At 76.4% G+C, this 14,600-nt stretch carries 15 protein-coding genes; all 15 read left to right on the top strand.

Annotation, left to right across the window (positions count from 1 at the left end):
- Positions 1-35 precede the first annotated feature (35 nt).
- Positions 36-1,802, top strand: a complete 1,767-nt coding sequence (locus tag K5O09_RS12010; protein ID WP_222169763.1) for a [protein-PII] uridylyltransferase — start codon at positions 36-38, stop codon at positions 1,800-1,802.
- Positions 1,803-1,829: 27 nt separating this feature from the next.
- Positions 1,830-3,428 (top strand): signal recognition particle protein, encoded by a 1,599-nt coding sequence (gene ffh, locus K5O09_RS12005; protein WP_222169762.1) that lies wholly within the window; start codon positions 1,830-1,832, stop codon positions 3,426-3,428.
- 34 nt (positions 3,429-3,462) lie between these two features.
- Positions 3,463-4,554, top strand: coding sequence for an amidohydrolase family protein (locus tag K5O09_RS12000; RefSeq protein WP_222169761.1), 1,092 nt, complete (start codon positions 3,463-3,465; stop codon positions 4,552-4,554).
- Positions 4,555-4,739: 185 nt separating this feature from the next.
- Positions 4,740-5,171: a 30S ribosomal protein S16 gene (rpsP, locus tag K5O09_RS11995; RefSeq protein WP_222169760.1), complete on the top strand. Its 432-nt coding sequence runs from the start codon at positions 4,740-4,742 to the stop codon at positions 5,169-5,171.
- Positions 5,171-5,410, top strand: coding sequence for an RNA-binding protein (locus tag K5O09_RS11990; protein ID WP_222169759.1), 240 nt, complete (start codon positions 5,171-5,173; stop codon positions 5,408-5,410). Before rpsP ends, K5O09_RS11990 begins: the two co-directional genes overlap by 1 nt.
- A gap of 170 nt (positions 5,411-5,580) precedes the next feature.
- Entirely contained in the window at positions 5,581-6,144 is a 564-nt protein-coding gene (gene rimM, locus K5O09_RS11985) for a ribosome maturation factor RimM (protein WP_222169758.1), read from the top strand.
- 1 nt (position 6,145) lies between these two features.
- Entirely contained in the window at positions 6,146-6,922 is a 777-nt protein-coding gene (gene trmD, locus K5O09_RS11980) for a tRNA (guanosine(37)-N1)-methyltransferase TrmD (RefSeq protein ID WP_222169757.1), read from the top strand.
- Between the two features lie 210 nt (positions 6,923-7,132).
- On the top strand, positions 7,133-7,501 hold the full coding sequence (rplS, locus tag K5O09_RS11975) for a 50S ribosomal protein L19 (protein ID WP_222169756.1): 369 nt from the start codon (positions 7,133-7,135) through the stop codon (positions 7,499-7,501).
- A 133-nt stretch (positions 7,502-7,634) separates the two neighbouring features.
- The gene (gene lepB, locus K5O09_RS11970; RefSeq protein WP_255595361.1) at positions 7,635-8,369 is read left to right on the top strand and encodes a signal peptidase I; all 735 of its coding nucleotides are present in this window, start codon (positions 7,635-7,637) and stop codon (positions 8,367-8,369) included.
- Positions 8,366-9,262: a ribonuclease HII gene (locus K5O09_RS11965; RefSeq protein ID WP_255595360.1), complete on the top strand. Its 897-nt coding sequence runs from the start codon at positions 8,366-8,368 to the stop codon at positions 9,260-9,262. The genes lepB and K5O09_RS11965 overlap by 4 nt, the downstream gene beginning before the upstream one ends.
- Before the next feature lie 54 nt (positions 9,263-9,316).
- A complete protein-coding gene (locus tag K5O09_RS11960; RefSeq protein WP_222169755.1) occupies positions 9,317-9,640 on the top strand; it encodes a DUF2469 domain-containing protein in 324 nt (107 codons plus the stop codon).
- Between the two features lie 139 nt (positions 9,641-9,779).
- Positions 9,780-10,142, top strand: coding sequence for a YraN family protein (locus K5O09_RS11955; RefSeq protein ID WP_222169754.1), 363 nt, complete (start codon positions 9,780-9,782; stop codon positions 10,140-10,142).
- Positions 10,142-11,674: a YifB family Mg chelatase-like AAA ATPase gene (locus tag K5O09_RS11950; RefSeq protein ID WP_222169753.1), complete on the top strand. Its 1,533-nt coding sequence runs from the start codon at positions 10,142-10,144 to the stop codon at positions 11,672-11,674. Before K5O09_RS11955 ends, K5O09_RS11950 begins: the two co-directional genes overlap by 1 nt.
- A gap of 563 nt (positions 11,675-12,237) precedes the next feature.
- Entirely contained in the window at positions 12,238-13,359 is a 1,122-nt protein-coding gene (gene dprA, locus K5O09_RS11945) for a DNA-processing protein DprA (RefSeq protein WP_255595359.1), read from the top strand.
- Positions 13,360-13,700: 341 nt separating this feature from the next.
- A complete protein-coding gene (locus K5O09_RS11940; protein ID WP_370635439.1) occupies positions 13,701-14,588 on the top strand; it encodes a tyrosine recombinase XerC in 888 nt (295 codons plus the stop codon).
- Positions 14,589-14,600 lie beyond the last annotated feature (12 nt).

Here is a 14,600-nt window from a genome sequence, read left to right as displayed (position 1 = left end):
CCGGCACGACGACGGCCGGCCGGACCGGCTGACGGATGGCCGACCCGACCGAGGTCCCGCACTCCCCGGAGCTCCCGGGGGTGCGGGACCTCCGCTCTGAGCGGCTCGTGCTCGCCGCGCGGTTGTCCGGCCCGGACGCCGACGGCGGGGCGCGGCGCCGCGCCGTGTCCGACCTGGTGCTGCGGCGCCTGGCGGAGCTGTGGGACACCGCGACCGGGGGCCGGGAGACCCCCGGCATCGGCCTCGGCGCCGTGGGGTCCGTCGGCCGCGGCGACGCCAGCCCGGCGAGCGACCTCGACCTCCTGCTCGTGCACGACGGCCGGGGCCACGCCGCCGAGGAGCTCGCGGGCCTGGCCGACCGGCTCTGGTACCCGGTGTGGGACGCGGGTCTCGACCTGGACCACTCCGTGCGGTCCCTCGCGCAGTGCCGGCAGGTGGCCTCCCGCGACCTCCCGGCGGCGGTCGGCCTGCTGGACCTGCGCCCCGTGGCGGGCGACCCGGGCATCGTGCACCGGGCGCAGTCCGCCCTGCTGGCCGACTGGCGGTCCGCGGCCCGCCGCCGGCTGCCCGAGCTGCTGGCCTCCACGCGGCAGCGGGCCGAGCGGCACGGCGAGCTCGCGTACCTCATCGAGCCGGACCTCAAGGAGGCCCGCGGGGGCATCCGGGACGCGGTCGTGCTGTCCGCGCTCGCCGCGACGTGGCTGACCGACCGGCCGCACGGCGCCGTCGACCGCGCGCACGCGCACCTGCTCGACGTCCGCGACGCGGTGCAGACCGTCACCCGCCGGCACACGAACCGGCTGCTGCTGGCCGACCAGGACGAGGTCGCCGAGCTGCTGGGCGTGGGGGACCGGGACGACCTGCTCGCGAGCCTCGCGGAGGCCGGCCGGGTCATCTCCTACGCCCTGGACACCACCGCCCGCAACGCCCGGCAGGCGCTCGCCCGGCCCGCGCGCCGACCGGTCCTGGTGCGGGGGCGCCGCACCCCGCCGCGGCTGCGCGCCGTCGCGGAGGGCCTCGTGGAGCACGACGGCGAGCTGGTGCTGGCCGCCGACGCCCGGCCCGCCGACGACCCGCTGCTGTCCCTGCGCGCGGCCGCGACCGCCGCCCGGACGGGGCTGACGCTGTCGCCGATCACCGTCGCGAGCCTCGAGCGGACGCCGCCGCTGCCGACCCCGTGGCCGAAGGCCGCCCGCACCCTGCTCGTGCAGCTCCTCACCACCGGACCCGCGCAGGTGCCGGTGTGGGAGGCGCTGGACCTGGCCGGGGTCGTGACCACGTGGATCCCGGAGTGGGCCGGCGTCCGCAACCGCCCGCAGCGCTCGCCGATCCACCGCCACACCGTCGACCGCCACCTCGTGGAGGCCGCCGCCCGCGCGGCCGGGCTGCGCCGCACCGTCGACCGCCCGGACGTGCTGCTGGTCGCCGCGCTCCTGCACGACATCGGCAAGCGCGCCGGCGCCGCGGACCACTCCGTCGAGGGTGCGCGGCTGGTCGGGCCCGTCGTGCAGCGCATGGGCTTCCCGCCGGCGGACGTGGCCGACGTCGAGCTGCTGGTGCGGCACCACCTCACGCTCGCGGACCTGGCGACCGGCGCGGACCCCGACGACCCGGCCACCGTCGAGGCGCTCCTGGCGGCCGTCGACCACCGGCCGGACCTGCTGGCGCTGCTGCGCGCGCTGACCGAGGCGGACGCGTCGTCCGCCGGCCCCACCGCGTGGACCGCGTGGCGGGCGCAGCTCGTGGACGACCTCGTGGCGCGGGCGACCGCGCGGCTGGCGGGTACGCTGGGACGTCCCTGACCGCCGAGAGAGCGTGAGGATCGCGCGGTGTTCGCCACCCTGTCCGACCGACTGACGTCGACCTTCAAGAACCTGCGCTCCAAGGGGCGGCTGTCCGAGGCGGACATCGACGCCACCGTGCGCGAGATCCGCCGGGCGCTGCTCGACGCGGACGTCGCCGTCCCCGTCGTGCGGCAGTTCACCGGCGCGGTGCGCGAGCGGGCGCTGTCGGCCGAGGTGTCGGGCGCGCTGAACCCCGCCCAGCAGGTCGTCAAGATCGTCAACGACGAGCTGGTGGCGATCCTCGGCGGCGCGAACCGGCCGCTGACGCTCGCCAAGAACCCGCCGACGGTCATCCTGCTCGCCGGCCTCCAGGGAGCCGGCAAGACGACGCTCGCCGGCAAGCTCGCCCTGCACCTCAAGGACCAGGGCCACACCCCGATGCTGGTCGCCGCCGACCTGCAGCGCCCGAACGCGGTCACGCAGCTGCAGGTGGTGGGGGAGCGCGCCGGCGTGCCGGTGTTCGCGCCCCACCCCGGCAACCAGGGCTCCGAGCAGGACGTCGTCGTGGGCGCCGACCCGGTGGCCGTGGCGCGCGAGGGCCTCGCGACCGCGAAGGCCCGCCAGCACGACGTGCTCATCGTCGACACCGCGGGCCGTCTCGGCGTCGACGCGGAGCTCATGCGGCAGGCCGCCGACATCCGCGACGCCGTCGAGCCGGACGAGATCCTGTTCGTGATCGACGCGATGATCGGCCAGGACGCGGTCGCGACGGCCACCGCGTTCCAGGAGGGTGTCGGCTTCACCGGCGTCGTGCTGTCGAAGCTCGACGGCGACGCGCGCGGCGGCGCCGCCCTGTCGGTCGCGTCCGTCACAGGCCGGCCGATCCTGTTCGCGTCGACGGGCGAGAAGCTCACCGACTTCGAGGTGTTCCACCCCGACCGCATGGCGTCGCGCATCCTCGACATGGGCGATGTGCTCACCCTCATCGAGCAGGCCGAGCGCGCGTTCGACGCCGAGCAGGCCGAGCAGATGGCCGGCAAGCTCGCCTCCGGCGAGGGCTTCACGCTCGCGGACTTCCTGCAGCAGATGCAGCAGCTCAAGAACATGGGCTCGATGAAGAAGATGCTCGGCATGCTCCCCGGGATGGGGCAGATGCGCGAGGCCATCGAGAGCTTCGACGAGCGCGAGGTCGACCGGGTCGAGGCGATGATCCGCTCGATGACCCCGGCGGAGCGCGACAACCCGAAGATCATCAACGGCTCCCGGCGCGCCCGCATCGCCGCGGGCTCCGGCATGCAGGTGTCGGACGTCAACGGTCTGCTCGAGCGGTTCGCCGCGGCGCAGAAGATGATGCAGCAGATGGCGCGCGGCGGCGGCATGCCCGTGCCCGGCATGGGGAACCTCCCGGGGACGGGCCGCAAGGGCCGCGGCCGGACGGCACCGGCGAAGAAGGTCAAGGGCAAGTCCGGCAACCCGGCCAAGCGCGCCGCGCAGGAGCGGGCGGCGGCCGACCGCGCGGCGGGGATCGCGCCCGCGGCGCCGGCGGCGAAGGGCTCGGCGTTCGGCATCGGCGGGCCGGCCCCGCAGCAGGACGCGTTCGACCCGTCGAGCATCGAGGACCTGCAGAAGTTCCTCGGGCGCTGACCGGACGGGCGGGCGGATCGCCGGGGGAGGCGCCGTGGCCGACGTGCTGCACCTGACCGGTCCGGTCGTCCTCGACGACGACCGGGTCGTGGGCGAGGCGTGGGTCGTCGGCGGGCGGCTCACGTTCGCGCGTCCGGCGGGCGGTGCGGCGACGCGGGTCGACGGGTGGGTCGTGCCCGGGCTGGTCGACGTGCACTGCCACATCGGCCTCGCCGCGGAGGGCGCCGTCGACCGCGCGACCGCGCAGGCGCAGGCCCTCGCCGACCGTGACTCCGGCGTGCTGCTGGTCCGCGACGCGGGGTCGCCCGCCGACACGGCGTGGGTGCACGACCGGCCGGACCTGCCGCGCCTGCTGCGGGCCGGGCGGCACCTCGCGCTGCCGAAGCGCTACCTGCGGCACTACGGCCGCGAGCTCGCCTCGCCGGACGCGCTGCCGACCGCCGTGGCCGAGGAGGCCGCGCGCGGCGACGGCTGGGTGAAGCTCGTCGCGGACTGGATCGACCGCGACCTCGGGGCCGACGGGGACCTGCGGCCGCTGTGGCCCGCGGAGGTGCTGGCCGAGGCCGTGCGGGTCGCCCACGCGGCGGGCGCACGGGTCACGGCGCACACGTTCGCGGAGGAGGCGCTGGACGACCTGCTCGACGCGGGCGTGGACTGCCTGGAGCACGCCACCGGGGCGCAGGACCGGCACATCGCGCGGATCGCCGCCGCCGGCATCCCGGTCACGGCGACGCTGCTCCAGGTCGCGCAGTTCGGGGCCATCGCGGAGCGTGCCGGGAGGTACCCCGTGTACGCCGCGCGGATGCGGCGCATGCACGCCCGCCGGTACGCCCACGTCCGCGACCTGCACGACGCGGGCGTCCCGGTCCTCGTCGGCACCGACGCCGGCGGCACCCTCGCGCACGGACGCCTCGCCGACGAGGCGGCCGAACTCGTGGCGGCGGGGCTGCCGGCCCGCGACGTGGTGGCGGCCGCGTCCTGGCGCACCCGGGCGTGGCTCGGCGTCCCGGGGCTCGCGGAGGGGGAGAGCGCCGACCTCGTCGTGTACGACGCCGACCCGCGGGAGGACGTGCGCGTGCTCGCCGCCCCGCGCGCGGTCGTGCTGCGGGGCGTGCGCGTGGCGTGACGCCCGCGTCCCGTCGCCCGGGTGGTTGGGGACCGCCGCCCGCGTCTGGCACAATGGCCTGCTGTACTCGGCGCGCCCGGCCCCTCTACCCGCGCGATGCCGTGTCCTCCAGGTCGGACCCGTCCCGCATGCCCCACGTGCAGGACGCGACGACCGCCCCGTAGACACCCAGGAGAGACCACACAGTGGCCACCAAGATCCGCCTGAAGCGCCTCGGCAAGATCCGGGCGCCGTACTACCGCGTCGTCGTCGCGGACTCCCGCACCAAGCGTGACGGCCGCGTCATCGAGGAGATCGGCAAGTACCACCCCACCGAGGAGCCCTCGCTCATCGAGATCTCCTCGGAGCGGGCGCAGTACTGGCTCGGCGTCGGCGCGCAGCCGTCCGAGCAGGTCCTCGCGCTCCTCAAGGTCACCGGTGACTGGCAGAAGTTCAAGGGCCTGCCGGGCGCCGAGGGCACGCTGCGGACCAAGGCCGCCCCGGCCGACGTCCAGGCCACGGTCGACGCGGTCGCCGCCGACGCCGAGAAGGCCAAGGCCAAGGCGTCCGAGAAGAAGGCCGCCGCCGCCGAGGCCCCGGCCGCTGACGAGGCGCCGGCCGAGGACGAGCAGGCCTGATGCTCGCCGACGCGCTGGAGCACCTGGTCCGGGGCATCGTCGACCACCCGGACGACGTGCAGGTGGACGCCCGCACGCTCCGCCGCGGCGACCTGCTCGAGGTCCGGGTCCACCCGGACGACCTCGGGCGGGTCATCGGCCGCGGCGGCCGGACCGCCCGCGCCCTGCGGACCGTCGTCGGCGCGCTGTCGGCCGACGGTCCCGTGCGCGTGGACGTCGTGGACGTCGCCCGGCGGTGAGCCGCGCACCCGTGCCGCTCCGCGCGGCGCGGTGAGACACCGGCACAGGCCCGGTCCCAGCAGGGACCGGGCCTGTGCCGTGCCCACGCTGCCCTGCCCTGCCCTGCTCCGCCCGGCGTGGACCGGGGCCCTACCCTGGTCCGACAGCCGGACGCCCCGAGAGGAACCCCATGCTGCTGACGGTCGCCCGCATCGGCCGCGCCCACGGACTGCGGGGCGAGGTCGCCCTCGACCTGCGCACCGACGAGCCGGAGGCCCGGCTCGCCACCGGGACCGTGCTGCCCACCGACCCGCCGGCGAGCGGACCGCTGACCGTGGCGGGCACGCGGGTCCAGCAGGGCCGCTGGTACGTCACGTTCGCCGAGGCGGGGGACCGGACGGCTGCGGAGGCGCTGCGCGGCGTCGACCTGCTGGTGGACGTGGCCGACGAGGGCGACGACGAGGACGCGTGGTACCCGCACGAGCTCGCCGGGCTGCGTGCCGAGCACGTCGACGGCCGGGTGCTGGGGGAGGTCGTCGGGCTGGAGCACCTGCCGGCCCACGACGCGCTGGTGCTCCGCGAGCCCGACGGCGCGCGGACCCTGGTGCCGTTCGTCCGGGCCATCGTGCCCGTCGTGGACGTCCCGGGCGGCCGCGTGGTGCTGGACCCGCCCGGCGGGCTGCTGGCGTCCGACGCGGCGAACCTGGTGGTCAGCGACGAGACCTCGGGGACCTCCGCGGGGGACGACGACTGACGTGCGCATCGACATCGTCACGATCTTCCCGGACTACCTGAGCCCGCTCGGGCTGTCCCTGGTGGGCAAGGCGCGGGCGGCCGGGCTCGTCGACCTGCGCGTCCACGACCTGCGGGACTGGACGACCGACCGGCACCGCACCGTGGACGACACGCCCTTCGGCGGCGGAGCCGGCATGGTCATGAAGCCCGACGTGTGGGGGACGGCGCTCGACGAGCTCGTCGGCGAGGGGACGCACCTGCTGCTCCCGACGCCGTCCGGGGCGCCGTTCACGCAGCGGCACGCCGAGCAGTGGGCGGCCGACGATCACCTCGTCGTCGCGTGCGGGCGCTACGAGGGCATCGACGCCCGGGTCGCCGAGCACTACGCGGCCCGGCCCGGCGTCCGCGTCAGCGAGTACTCGCTCGGCGACTACGTGCTCAACGGCGGCGAGGCGGCCGCGCTGGTGCTCGTCGAGGCCGTCGTGCGGCTGCTGCCCGGCGTCGTGGGCAACCCCGCGTCGCTCGTCGAGGAGTCGCACGGCAGCGCCGGCCTGCTCGAGTACCCCGTCTACACGAAGCCGCCGACGTGGCGAGAGCTGGACGTCCCGGAGGTGCTGCTGTCGGGGCACCACGGGCGGGTCGGGCGCTGGCGGCGCGACCAGGCCCTGGAGCGGACCGCCGAACGGCGTCCCGACCTCCTGGAGCGCGTCGACCCGGCGGCGCTCGACCGGGCCGACCGTGACCTGCTGTCCGGGCTCGGCTGGGAGGTCGGCGACGAGGGCGTGTCCCGGGCCTGACGCGCTCCGGCGCCCGGCCGCCGGTTTCTCCCGTCCCAGGCGGGTGTGGCACACTGGTCGGTCGGTGCGCGACGGCCGCGTCTCTGCCACAGGGGAGACGACCCACGACCTGCCGAGCGATCGGCCGCACACCGCTCACTGCCATCCCGGCGCCGCAGGGCGCCGACGACGACGCGCGTGACCTGTGGCACGGCGGGAAAGCGACGACCCATGTCCCACATCCTCGACCAGCTCGATGCGGCCTCCCTCCGCACCGACGTCCCGGACTTCCGCCCCGGTGACACCCTGAAGGTCAACGTCAAGGTCGTGGAGGGCAACCGCTCCCGCGTCCAGGTGTTCCAGGGCGTCGTGATCGCCCGCCAGGGCGACGGCGTGCGGGAGACCTTCACGGTCCGCAAGGTCTCGTTCGGCGTGGGCGTCGAGCGCACCTTCCCGGTGCACTCCCCGACGCTGGACTCCGTCGAGGTCGTCACCCGCGGTGACGTGCGTCGCGCGAAGCTCTACTACCTGCGCAACCTCCGCGGCAAGAAGGCCAAGATCAAGGAGAAGCGCGAGTCGGTCCCGGCCAAGAAGGCCTGAGACCCCGCAGCACGCGGACGGGCGGTACCCCCACGGGGTGCCGCCCGTCCGTCGTCCCGCCGCGACCGGGGAGATTCCGTGGACACCGGGAGCCGGGGCGGTCCGGGCCCGTGCGACGTGGGAGAGTGACCCGGTGACGGATCAGCACGAGGCCCGCGCCGGCCACGCCGAGCAGCGGGCCGCAGCACCCGGGAGCCGCCGGAGGGGACCGGTCGCGTCGTTCCTGCGGGAGACCGCCATCATCCTGGTCAGCGCCGTGGTGCTGTCGTGGGTCGTCAAGACGTTCCTGGTGCAGGCGTTCTTCATCCCGAGCGCGTCCATGCACGACACGCTGCTCGAGGGCGACCGCGTGCTGGTGAACAAGCTCGCGCCCGGCCCGTTCGACCTGCACCGCGGGGACGTCGTGGTGTTCGCCGACCCCGGCGGCTGGCTGACCGAGCAGGACGTGCCCGAGACCAACGCCCTGCAGGACGTGCTCATCGCGATCGGGCTCATGCCCCAGCAGTCCGAGGACCACCTCATCAAGCGCGTGATCGGCCTGCCCGGCGACCGGGTGGCCTCGGCCGGTGACGGCTCGCCGGTGACCGTCAACGGCGTCCCGGTGGACGAGTCCGCGTACCTCGCGCCGGGAGCCGGGCCCAGCGAGATCGCCTTCGACGTGACCGTGCCCGAGGGCTCGCTGTGGGTGATGGGCGACAACCGCCAGCACTCCGCGGACTCGCGCTGGCACCTGGGTGACCCCGGGGGAGGTGCCGTGCCCGTCTCCGACGTCGTCGGCACCGCGTTCGTGACGCTCTGGCCGCTCGACCGCATCAGCCTGCTGCGGAACCCCGGCGAGGTCTTCGAGGCCGTGCCGGACGCGTCGTGAGCACGTCCGTGAGCCCGGGGGACCGCGGGCCCGTCGGTGGCGGGGGTGGTGCGGCGCGCGCGCGGGCGGGTGCGGCGCGTGCGCGGGCGGGTGCGGCCGGCCGGTCCGGGGCGCCCACGCTGCGTGTCGAACGGCAGATCCTGCGCGACGGCGTGCCGGCGCTCGCGTGCGTCGACGAGGTCGGGCGCGGGAGCCTGAGCGGTCCGGTGACCGTCGGCGTCGTCGTCGTCACGGCCGAGACCCGCTCCGCCCCGCAGGGGGTCCGCGACAGCAAGCTCCTCACGCCGGACGCCCGGGAGCGGCTGGCGCCGCTGATCCGTCGCTGGGCGGCGTGCTGGTCGGTCGGCCACGCCGAGCCCTCCGAGATCGACCGGTACGGCATCATCGCGGCGCTGCGCCTCGCGGCCCACCGAGCGATCGCGGCCCTGACGGTGCCGCCCGCCACGCTGCTGCTCGACGGCAACCACGACTACGTCACGGCGCCCCTCCAGGACGCCCTGCTCGGCCCGCCGCCGGTGCTGGACGTGGTGCCGCCGGTGCTGGACGTGGTGCCCCCGGTGCGGACGATGGTCAAGGCGGACCTGCGGTGCGCCGCCGTGGCCGCCGCGAGCATCCTCGCCAAGACCGAGCGGGACGCGATCATGGTGCGGCTCGCCCAGGACCACCCGGAGTACGGCTGGGCGGAGAACAAGGGCTACTCGGCACCCGAGCACCTGGCGGCCCTGCGCCGGCTGGGGCCGACGCCGCACCACCGCACGTCCTGGCGGCTGCCGCAGCGGGAGGCCGAGGGGCTGGCGGCGGCGGGGGAGCCCGTCCGCGTCGAGAGCGGTTCCGCCCCCGGCGTGCTGCCCCTCGGTGCGCTGCTCGACCCGCGGCTCGACGTCGCCGGATGAGCACGGCGGCCTCCCGGTGCGGGCGCCCGCGCCCGGATGGGGGATGATGGACCGGTGAGTGCGGAGGACCTGGAGAACTACGAGACCGACATGGAGCTCGCGCTCTACCGCGAGTACCGGGACGCGGTCGGGCTGTTCTCGTACGTCGTGGAGACCGAGCGCCGGTTCTACCTCGCCAACCACGTCGACCTGCAGGTGCGGTCCGCGGCCGGCGAGGTCTACTTCGAGGTGACGCTCGCCGACGCGTGGGTGTGGGACGTCTACCGGTCGGCCCGGTTCGTGAAGTCGGTGCGGGTGGTGACGTTCAAGGACGTCAACGTCGAAGAGCTCGTCAAGGCGGACCTCGACCTCGGCGGAGGCTCCGGCTTCACGCGCTGACCCGCGCCGGCCTGCCACGCACGGGACGGGTGCCCGCTCCTCCACAGGGTGACGGGGTCCGCGTCGTCCCCAGGCCCGGCCGTCCGAGCCGGACGGAGGCGCTGCTCCCGGGCCACGCTCGTGCCCGGAGGTGACGCTGATGCGCACGAGGAACGAGACGGGCCGGCTCGGCGAGGGCCTGGCGGCGGACGCCCTGCGGGGCGAGGGGTTCGAGGTCCTGGACCGGAACTGGTTCGGTCCGGGGGGCGAGCTCGACATCGTCGCGTTCGACCCCGACGCCGACGAGGTCGTCGGCGTCGAGGTCAAGACCCGCACGTCGCGGGCTTTCGGGACGCCTGCCGAGGCGGTCACGCCCGCGAAGGTCCGGCGGCTGCGGCGGCTGCTCGCGCACTGGCTCGCGACGCACGACGTCCGTGCGGGCGGAGTGCGCCTGGACGTGGTGGCCGTGGAGCTGCGGCGTACCGAGCAACCCCAGCTGGAGCACGTGCGGGGGATCTGCTGATGGTGCTGGGGCGCACCCGCGCCGTCGCCCTCGTGGGGCTCCGCGGGCACGTCGTCGACGTCGAGGCGCACCTGGCCTCCGCGCTGCCGGCGTTCGCGCTCGTCGGGTTGCCGGACGCCTCGCTGACCGAGGCGCGGGACCGGGTACGCGCCGCGGTCGGTTCCACGGGGCTGACGTGGCCGAACCGTCGCATCACCGTGAACCTGTCCCCGGCCGCGCTGCCGAAGTCCGGCCCGGGCTTCGACCTGGCCGTCGCCGTGTCGGTGCTCGCGGCTGCCGGGATGGTGGACGCGGAGGCCGCGGCCCGCGCCGTCCACCTGGGCGAGCTCGGCCTCGACGGGCGGCTCCGTCCGGTGCGGGGCGTCCTGCCGGCAGTGGCGGCCGCTGTCGCGGCCGGGCAGCCGGATGTCGTCGTGCCGGTCGCGGACGCCGCCGAGGCCGCGCTGGTACCGGGTGCGCGGGTCACCGGCTGCCGGAGCCTCGCGGAGGTCGTGCGGCGGCACGGCGGTGCGGTCGAGGTGCCCGAGGTGGTCGCCGTGTCACCCGACCGGGGAGCTGCCCGCAGGCGGGAGCCGGTCGGCGACCTCGCGGACGTGCTCGGCCAGCCGGAGGCGCGCACCGCGGTGGAGGTCGCCGCCGCCGGAGCCCACCACCTGCTGCTGGTCGGGCCGCCCGGTGCGGGCAAGACGATGCTCGCGTCCCGCCTGCCCGGCCTGCTCCCCGACCTCGGCGAGGCGGACGCGGTCGAGGTGACCGCCGTGCACTCCGTCGCCGGGACGTTCGACCCCTCCGGCGGGCTGCTGCGTCGACCGCCGTTCGAGGACCCTCACCACACGGCGACGCCGGCCAGCATCATCGGCGGCGGCTCGGGCACGCCGCGGCCGGGAGCGGCGTCGCGGGCGCACCGCGGGGTCCTGTTCATGGACGAGGCGCCGGAGTTCCCCGCCGCTGTGCTCCAGACGCTGCGGCAACCGCTCGAGCACGGCGAGCTCGTCATCCACCGTTCGGGTGGTGCCGCCCGCTACCCGGCCCGGTTCCAGCTCGTGCTCGCCGCGAACCCGTGCCCCTGCGGCCGCGCCACGGGGGCCGGTCTCGGGTGCGACTGCACGTCGCTGGAGCGGCGGCGGTACTTCGGCCGGATCTCCGGCCCGCTGCTGGACCGGGTGGACGTGCAGGTCGAGGTCCCGCCGGTCGGGCGCGCGCACCTCGCGGCGCCCGGCGAGAGCACCGCGACCGTGGCCGCCCGGGTGGCCGCGGCGCGCGTGGCGCAGACGGCGCGGTGGGCCGGCACACCCTGGAGGGCCAACGCCGAGGTGCCCGGACGTGAGCTGCGCGACCGGCTCCGCGCGCGGCCGCGGCTGCTGACCGACGTGGACGACGCCGTCGACGCGGGCTGGTTGACGCTCCGCGGTGCGGACCGTGTGCTCCGGGTGGCGTGGACGGTGGCGGACCTGGCGGGGATCGACGCCCCGACGCGCGCCGAGGTCGGCCTCGCGATGGCGCTGCGGACCCGCGGGCAGGCGGGGACGTGACCGGCGGCGACACCGCGCGTGCTGTCGCCGCCCGGCGCGGCGGCGGGCGGGTGGGCGCAGGTCTGGGGGACGGCACGGCCCGTGGCGCGACCGCGTCCGGGCGTGCACCCGGACGTCTGCCGGCCCCGTGCGAGGAGGAGCTGCTCGCACGCGTCGCGTGGAGCATCGTGGCCGAACCCGGCGACGCGACGGCCGGCGCGGTCGTGCGCGCCGTGGGCGCGCGGACGGCTCTCGCATGGGCCGCCCGAGCAGTCCGGGGGTCACCCGTGGACGCCGTGCGCCGGCTGCGGCAGCTCGTCCGGGACGCACCTCCGCCCGGCTCCGGCTCGTCGGCGGGCCCTGCCGGTGGTGGCGGCCCGACGACGCCCCGCGGGGGTGGTGCGGGTCCGGGGGACCGGTCGGAGACCGCGCGTGACGGCGCGGCCGGTCGTCCCGGTTCGGGAGGTCGGGTCGGTTCGGACGGTCCTGGCGGTCGGGTAGGCGCGGCCGGCGAGGTCGGCGCGATCGGGATGGTCGGCTCGGAGGCTCCGACCGGCCCCGGAGCGGCCCAGCCCGCGGGCGCCGTGCCCGACCGGTCCGACGAGCAGTGGGTCCGCGTCGTCGGCCGCGCCCTGGAGCGGTGGGCGCCCCGGTTCGAGGACCTCGACCCGGCGCGGGCGCTCCACGCGGCAGAGGCTGTCGGCGCGGTGGTCGTGGTCCCGGGCGATCCCGGGTGGCCCGGAGGACTCGACGACCTCGGGCCCGCGGCGCCACTGGCGCTGTGGGTCCGAGGACCCGGCGACCTGGCAGGGCTCCTCACCTCGTCGGTCGCCGTCGTCGGCGCGCGTGCTGCCACCGTCTACGGGCGCCGGGTCGCCTCCGACCTCGCGGGAGGGCTCGCCGCGCACGGGATCACGGTGGTGTCCGGGGGCGCCTTCGGGGTCGACGTCGCCGCGCACCGTGCCGTCCTGGCGGCGGGCGGTACCACCGTCGCGCTCCTCGCCGGTGGTGTCGACAGGCCATCGCCAGCCGGCAACCTCGACGTCCTGGAGGTGCTCGCGTCGCGCGGCGGAGCGCTGGTCGCGGAGAGCCCGCCGGGCAGCGCACCGACGCGCTCGCGCTTCCTGCAGCGCAACCGCCTCATCGCGGCCGGGACCCGCGCCACCGTGGTCGTGGAAGCCGCGTGGCGCTCCGGTGCCCTCAGCACGGCAGCCCGCGCTGCCGAGCTGCTGCGCCCCGTGGGCGCCGTCCCGGGCCCGGTGACGTCCATGGCGTCCGCCGGCTGCCACCGGCTCCTGCGCGACGGGTCCGCGATCTGCGTCACAGGTGTCGACGACGTGCTGGAGCTGATCGTGCCGTCGTCGGCCGGACCTCGCCCCGCGGAGCCGTCGGCCGGTCGCAGCCCCGGACGGGCTGCCGATGCGCGGACCGGGACGGCGAGAGGCCCGGGCGTCTCGCCCGCGGTCGACCGGGCGGACAGCGTGGAGTCGCGGGTGCTCGACGCCGTCCCGCGCACAGGGACCGAGATCCCGGACCTCGCGCGCCGCTCGGGTCTGTCGGTGAGGGAGGTGCAGTCGGCCCTCGGCCTGCTGGAGCTGCGCGGGCTCGTCGAGCGGGCGTCCGGGGGCTGGCGGCGTGCGCCCGCAGCACGGCGACGCGCGGCCGGTCCGGGAGGAGAGCTCGGCGGGCCGGCCGCGCCCGCGTGACCAGGGCGTCACCGACGTCGGCACCGTGGACGCGGCCTGCGGCTGCGGCTGCGGCGGCGAGAGGTCGGGGCCGCCCGCACGCCGGGTGGAAAGCGCTTCATCCCGACGGGTGGTGGATGTGGTCGCCTTCGGCCGTCAGGGGGATCAGCGGGTGAACCGCACGCGTGCAGCGGACCCGGCGGCAGAGGGGTGATCGACAAGAAGAATCGGACATTTGCCCGTGATTCGTACAAGGGTGGGTGAATCGCACCACAGACCGCTTGTCGCCCGGAGGTGTGACAGGCGACCGTAGTCCCGTGCAGACGGGGGCCGGGGTGGTGGAGGTGCGGAGCGAGGACTCCGTGGCCGACGCATTCGCCCTGCATCTGCGGGCGCAGCGTGGTCTGTCCGAGAACACGGTGCGGGCGTACCTGGGCGACCTGACCGACCTCGACGGATACGCCCGCCGGCACGGCGCCGACAGCCTGACGGGTGTCGACATCGCGGTGCTCCGTGGCTGGCTCGCCTCGATGGCCGCGAGCCGGCGCAGCCGCGCGACGCTGGCACGGCGAGGAGCAGCGGCGCGCACGTTCTTCGCGTGGGCCGCGCGGACCGGGCGTGTGGACGCGGATCCCGCGCTGCGGCTGGCGAGCGCGCGCCCCGCGGCGCACCTGCCGACGGTCCTGGACCAGGGGGCCGCGGCGGCGCTGCTCGACACGGCGCGCCTGCGGGCGGACGACGGCGACCCGGTGCACCTGCGGGACTGGGCGGCGCTCGAGCTGATGTACGCGACCGGCGCCCGGGTGGGCGAGCTGTGCCGAGCGGACGTCGACGACCTCGACCTCGGGGCCCGGACGCTGCGGGTGACCGGCAAGGGGGACCGCCAGCGGGTCGTCCCTGTCGGCGAGCCCGCGGTCGAGGCCACCGAGGCGTGGCTCGCGCGGGGTCGCCCGGCGCTCGCCACCGACGGCTCGGGCGCGGCGCTGCTGCTCGGACGCCGCGGGGGTCGGGCGGACCAGCGACAGCTCAGGCAGGCCGTGCACACGGTGTCCCGACTCGCGGAGGTCGACGACGTGGCCCCGCACGCGCTCCGGCACTCCGTCGCGACGCACCTCCTGGAGGGCGGTTCGGATCTCCGGAGCGTCCAGGAGGTGCTGGGTCACGCCAGCCTCGCGACCACGCAGCGCTACACCCACGTGACCGCGGACCGCCTCCGCGCGTCGTACGAGCAGGCTCACCCCCGCGCATGACGTCCGAGATGG

Origin of the sequence: Cellulomonas sp. C5510, from assembly GCF_019797765.1 — a bacterium.
Taxonomy (GTDB): domain Bacteria; phylum Actinomycetota; class Actinomycetes; order Actinomycetales; family Cellulomonadaceae; genus Cellulomonas.
Note: the sequence above shows the minus strand (reverse complement) of the source record. Positions and strands in the feature narration are given on the sequence as shown.

What these genes read in the sequence shown, in the direction of transcription:
- rimM (WP_222169758.1), top strand. Translation starts at nt 5,581, where the DNA reads ATGCTGCTGACGGTCGCCCGCATCGGCCGCGCCCACGGACTGCGGGGC.
- K5O09_RS11955 (WP_222169754.1), top strand. Translation starts at nt 9,780, where the DNA reads ATGCGCACGAGGAACGAGACGGGCCGGCTCGGCGAGGGCCTGGCGGCG.
- K5O09_RS11990 (WP_222169759.1), top strand. Translation starts at nt 5,171, where the DNA reads ATGCTCGCCGACGCGCTGGAGCACCTGGTCCGGGGCATCGTCGACCAC.
- rplS (WP_222169756.1), top strand. Translation starts at nt 7,133, where the DNA reads ATGTCCCACATCCTCGACCAGCTCGATGCGGCCTCCCTCCGCACCGAC.
- K5O09_RS11950 (WP_222169753.1), top strand. Translation starts at nt 10,142, where the DNA reads ATGGTGCTGGGGCGCACCCGCGCCGTCGCCCTCGTGGGGCTCCGCGGG.
- K5O09_RS12010 (WP_222169763.1), top strand. Translation starts at nt 36, where the DNA reads ATGGCCGACCCGACCGAGGTCCCGCACTCCCCGGAGCTCCCGGGGGTG.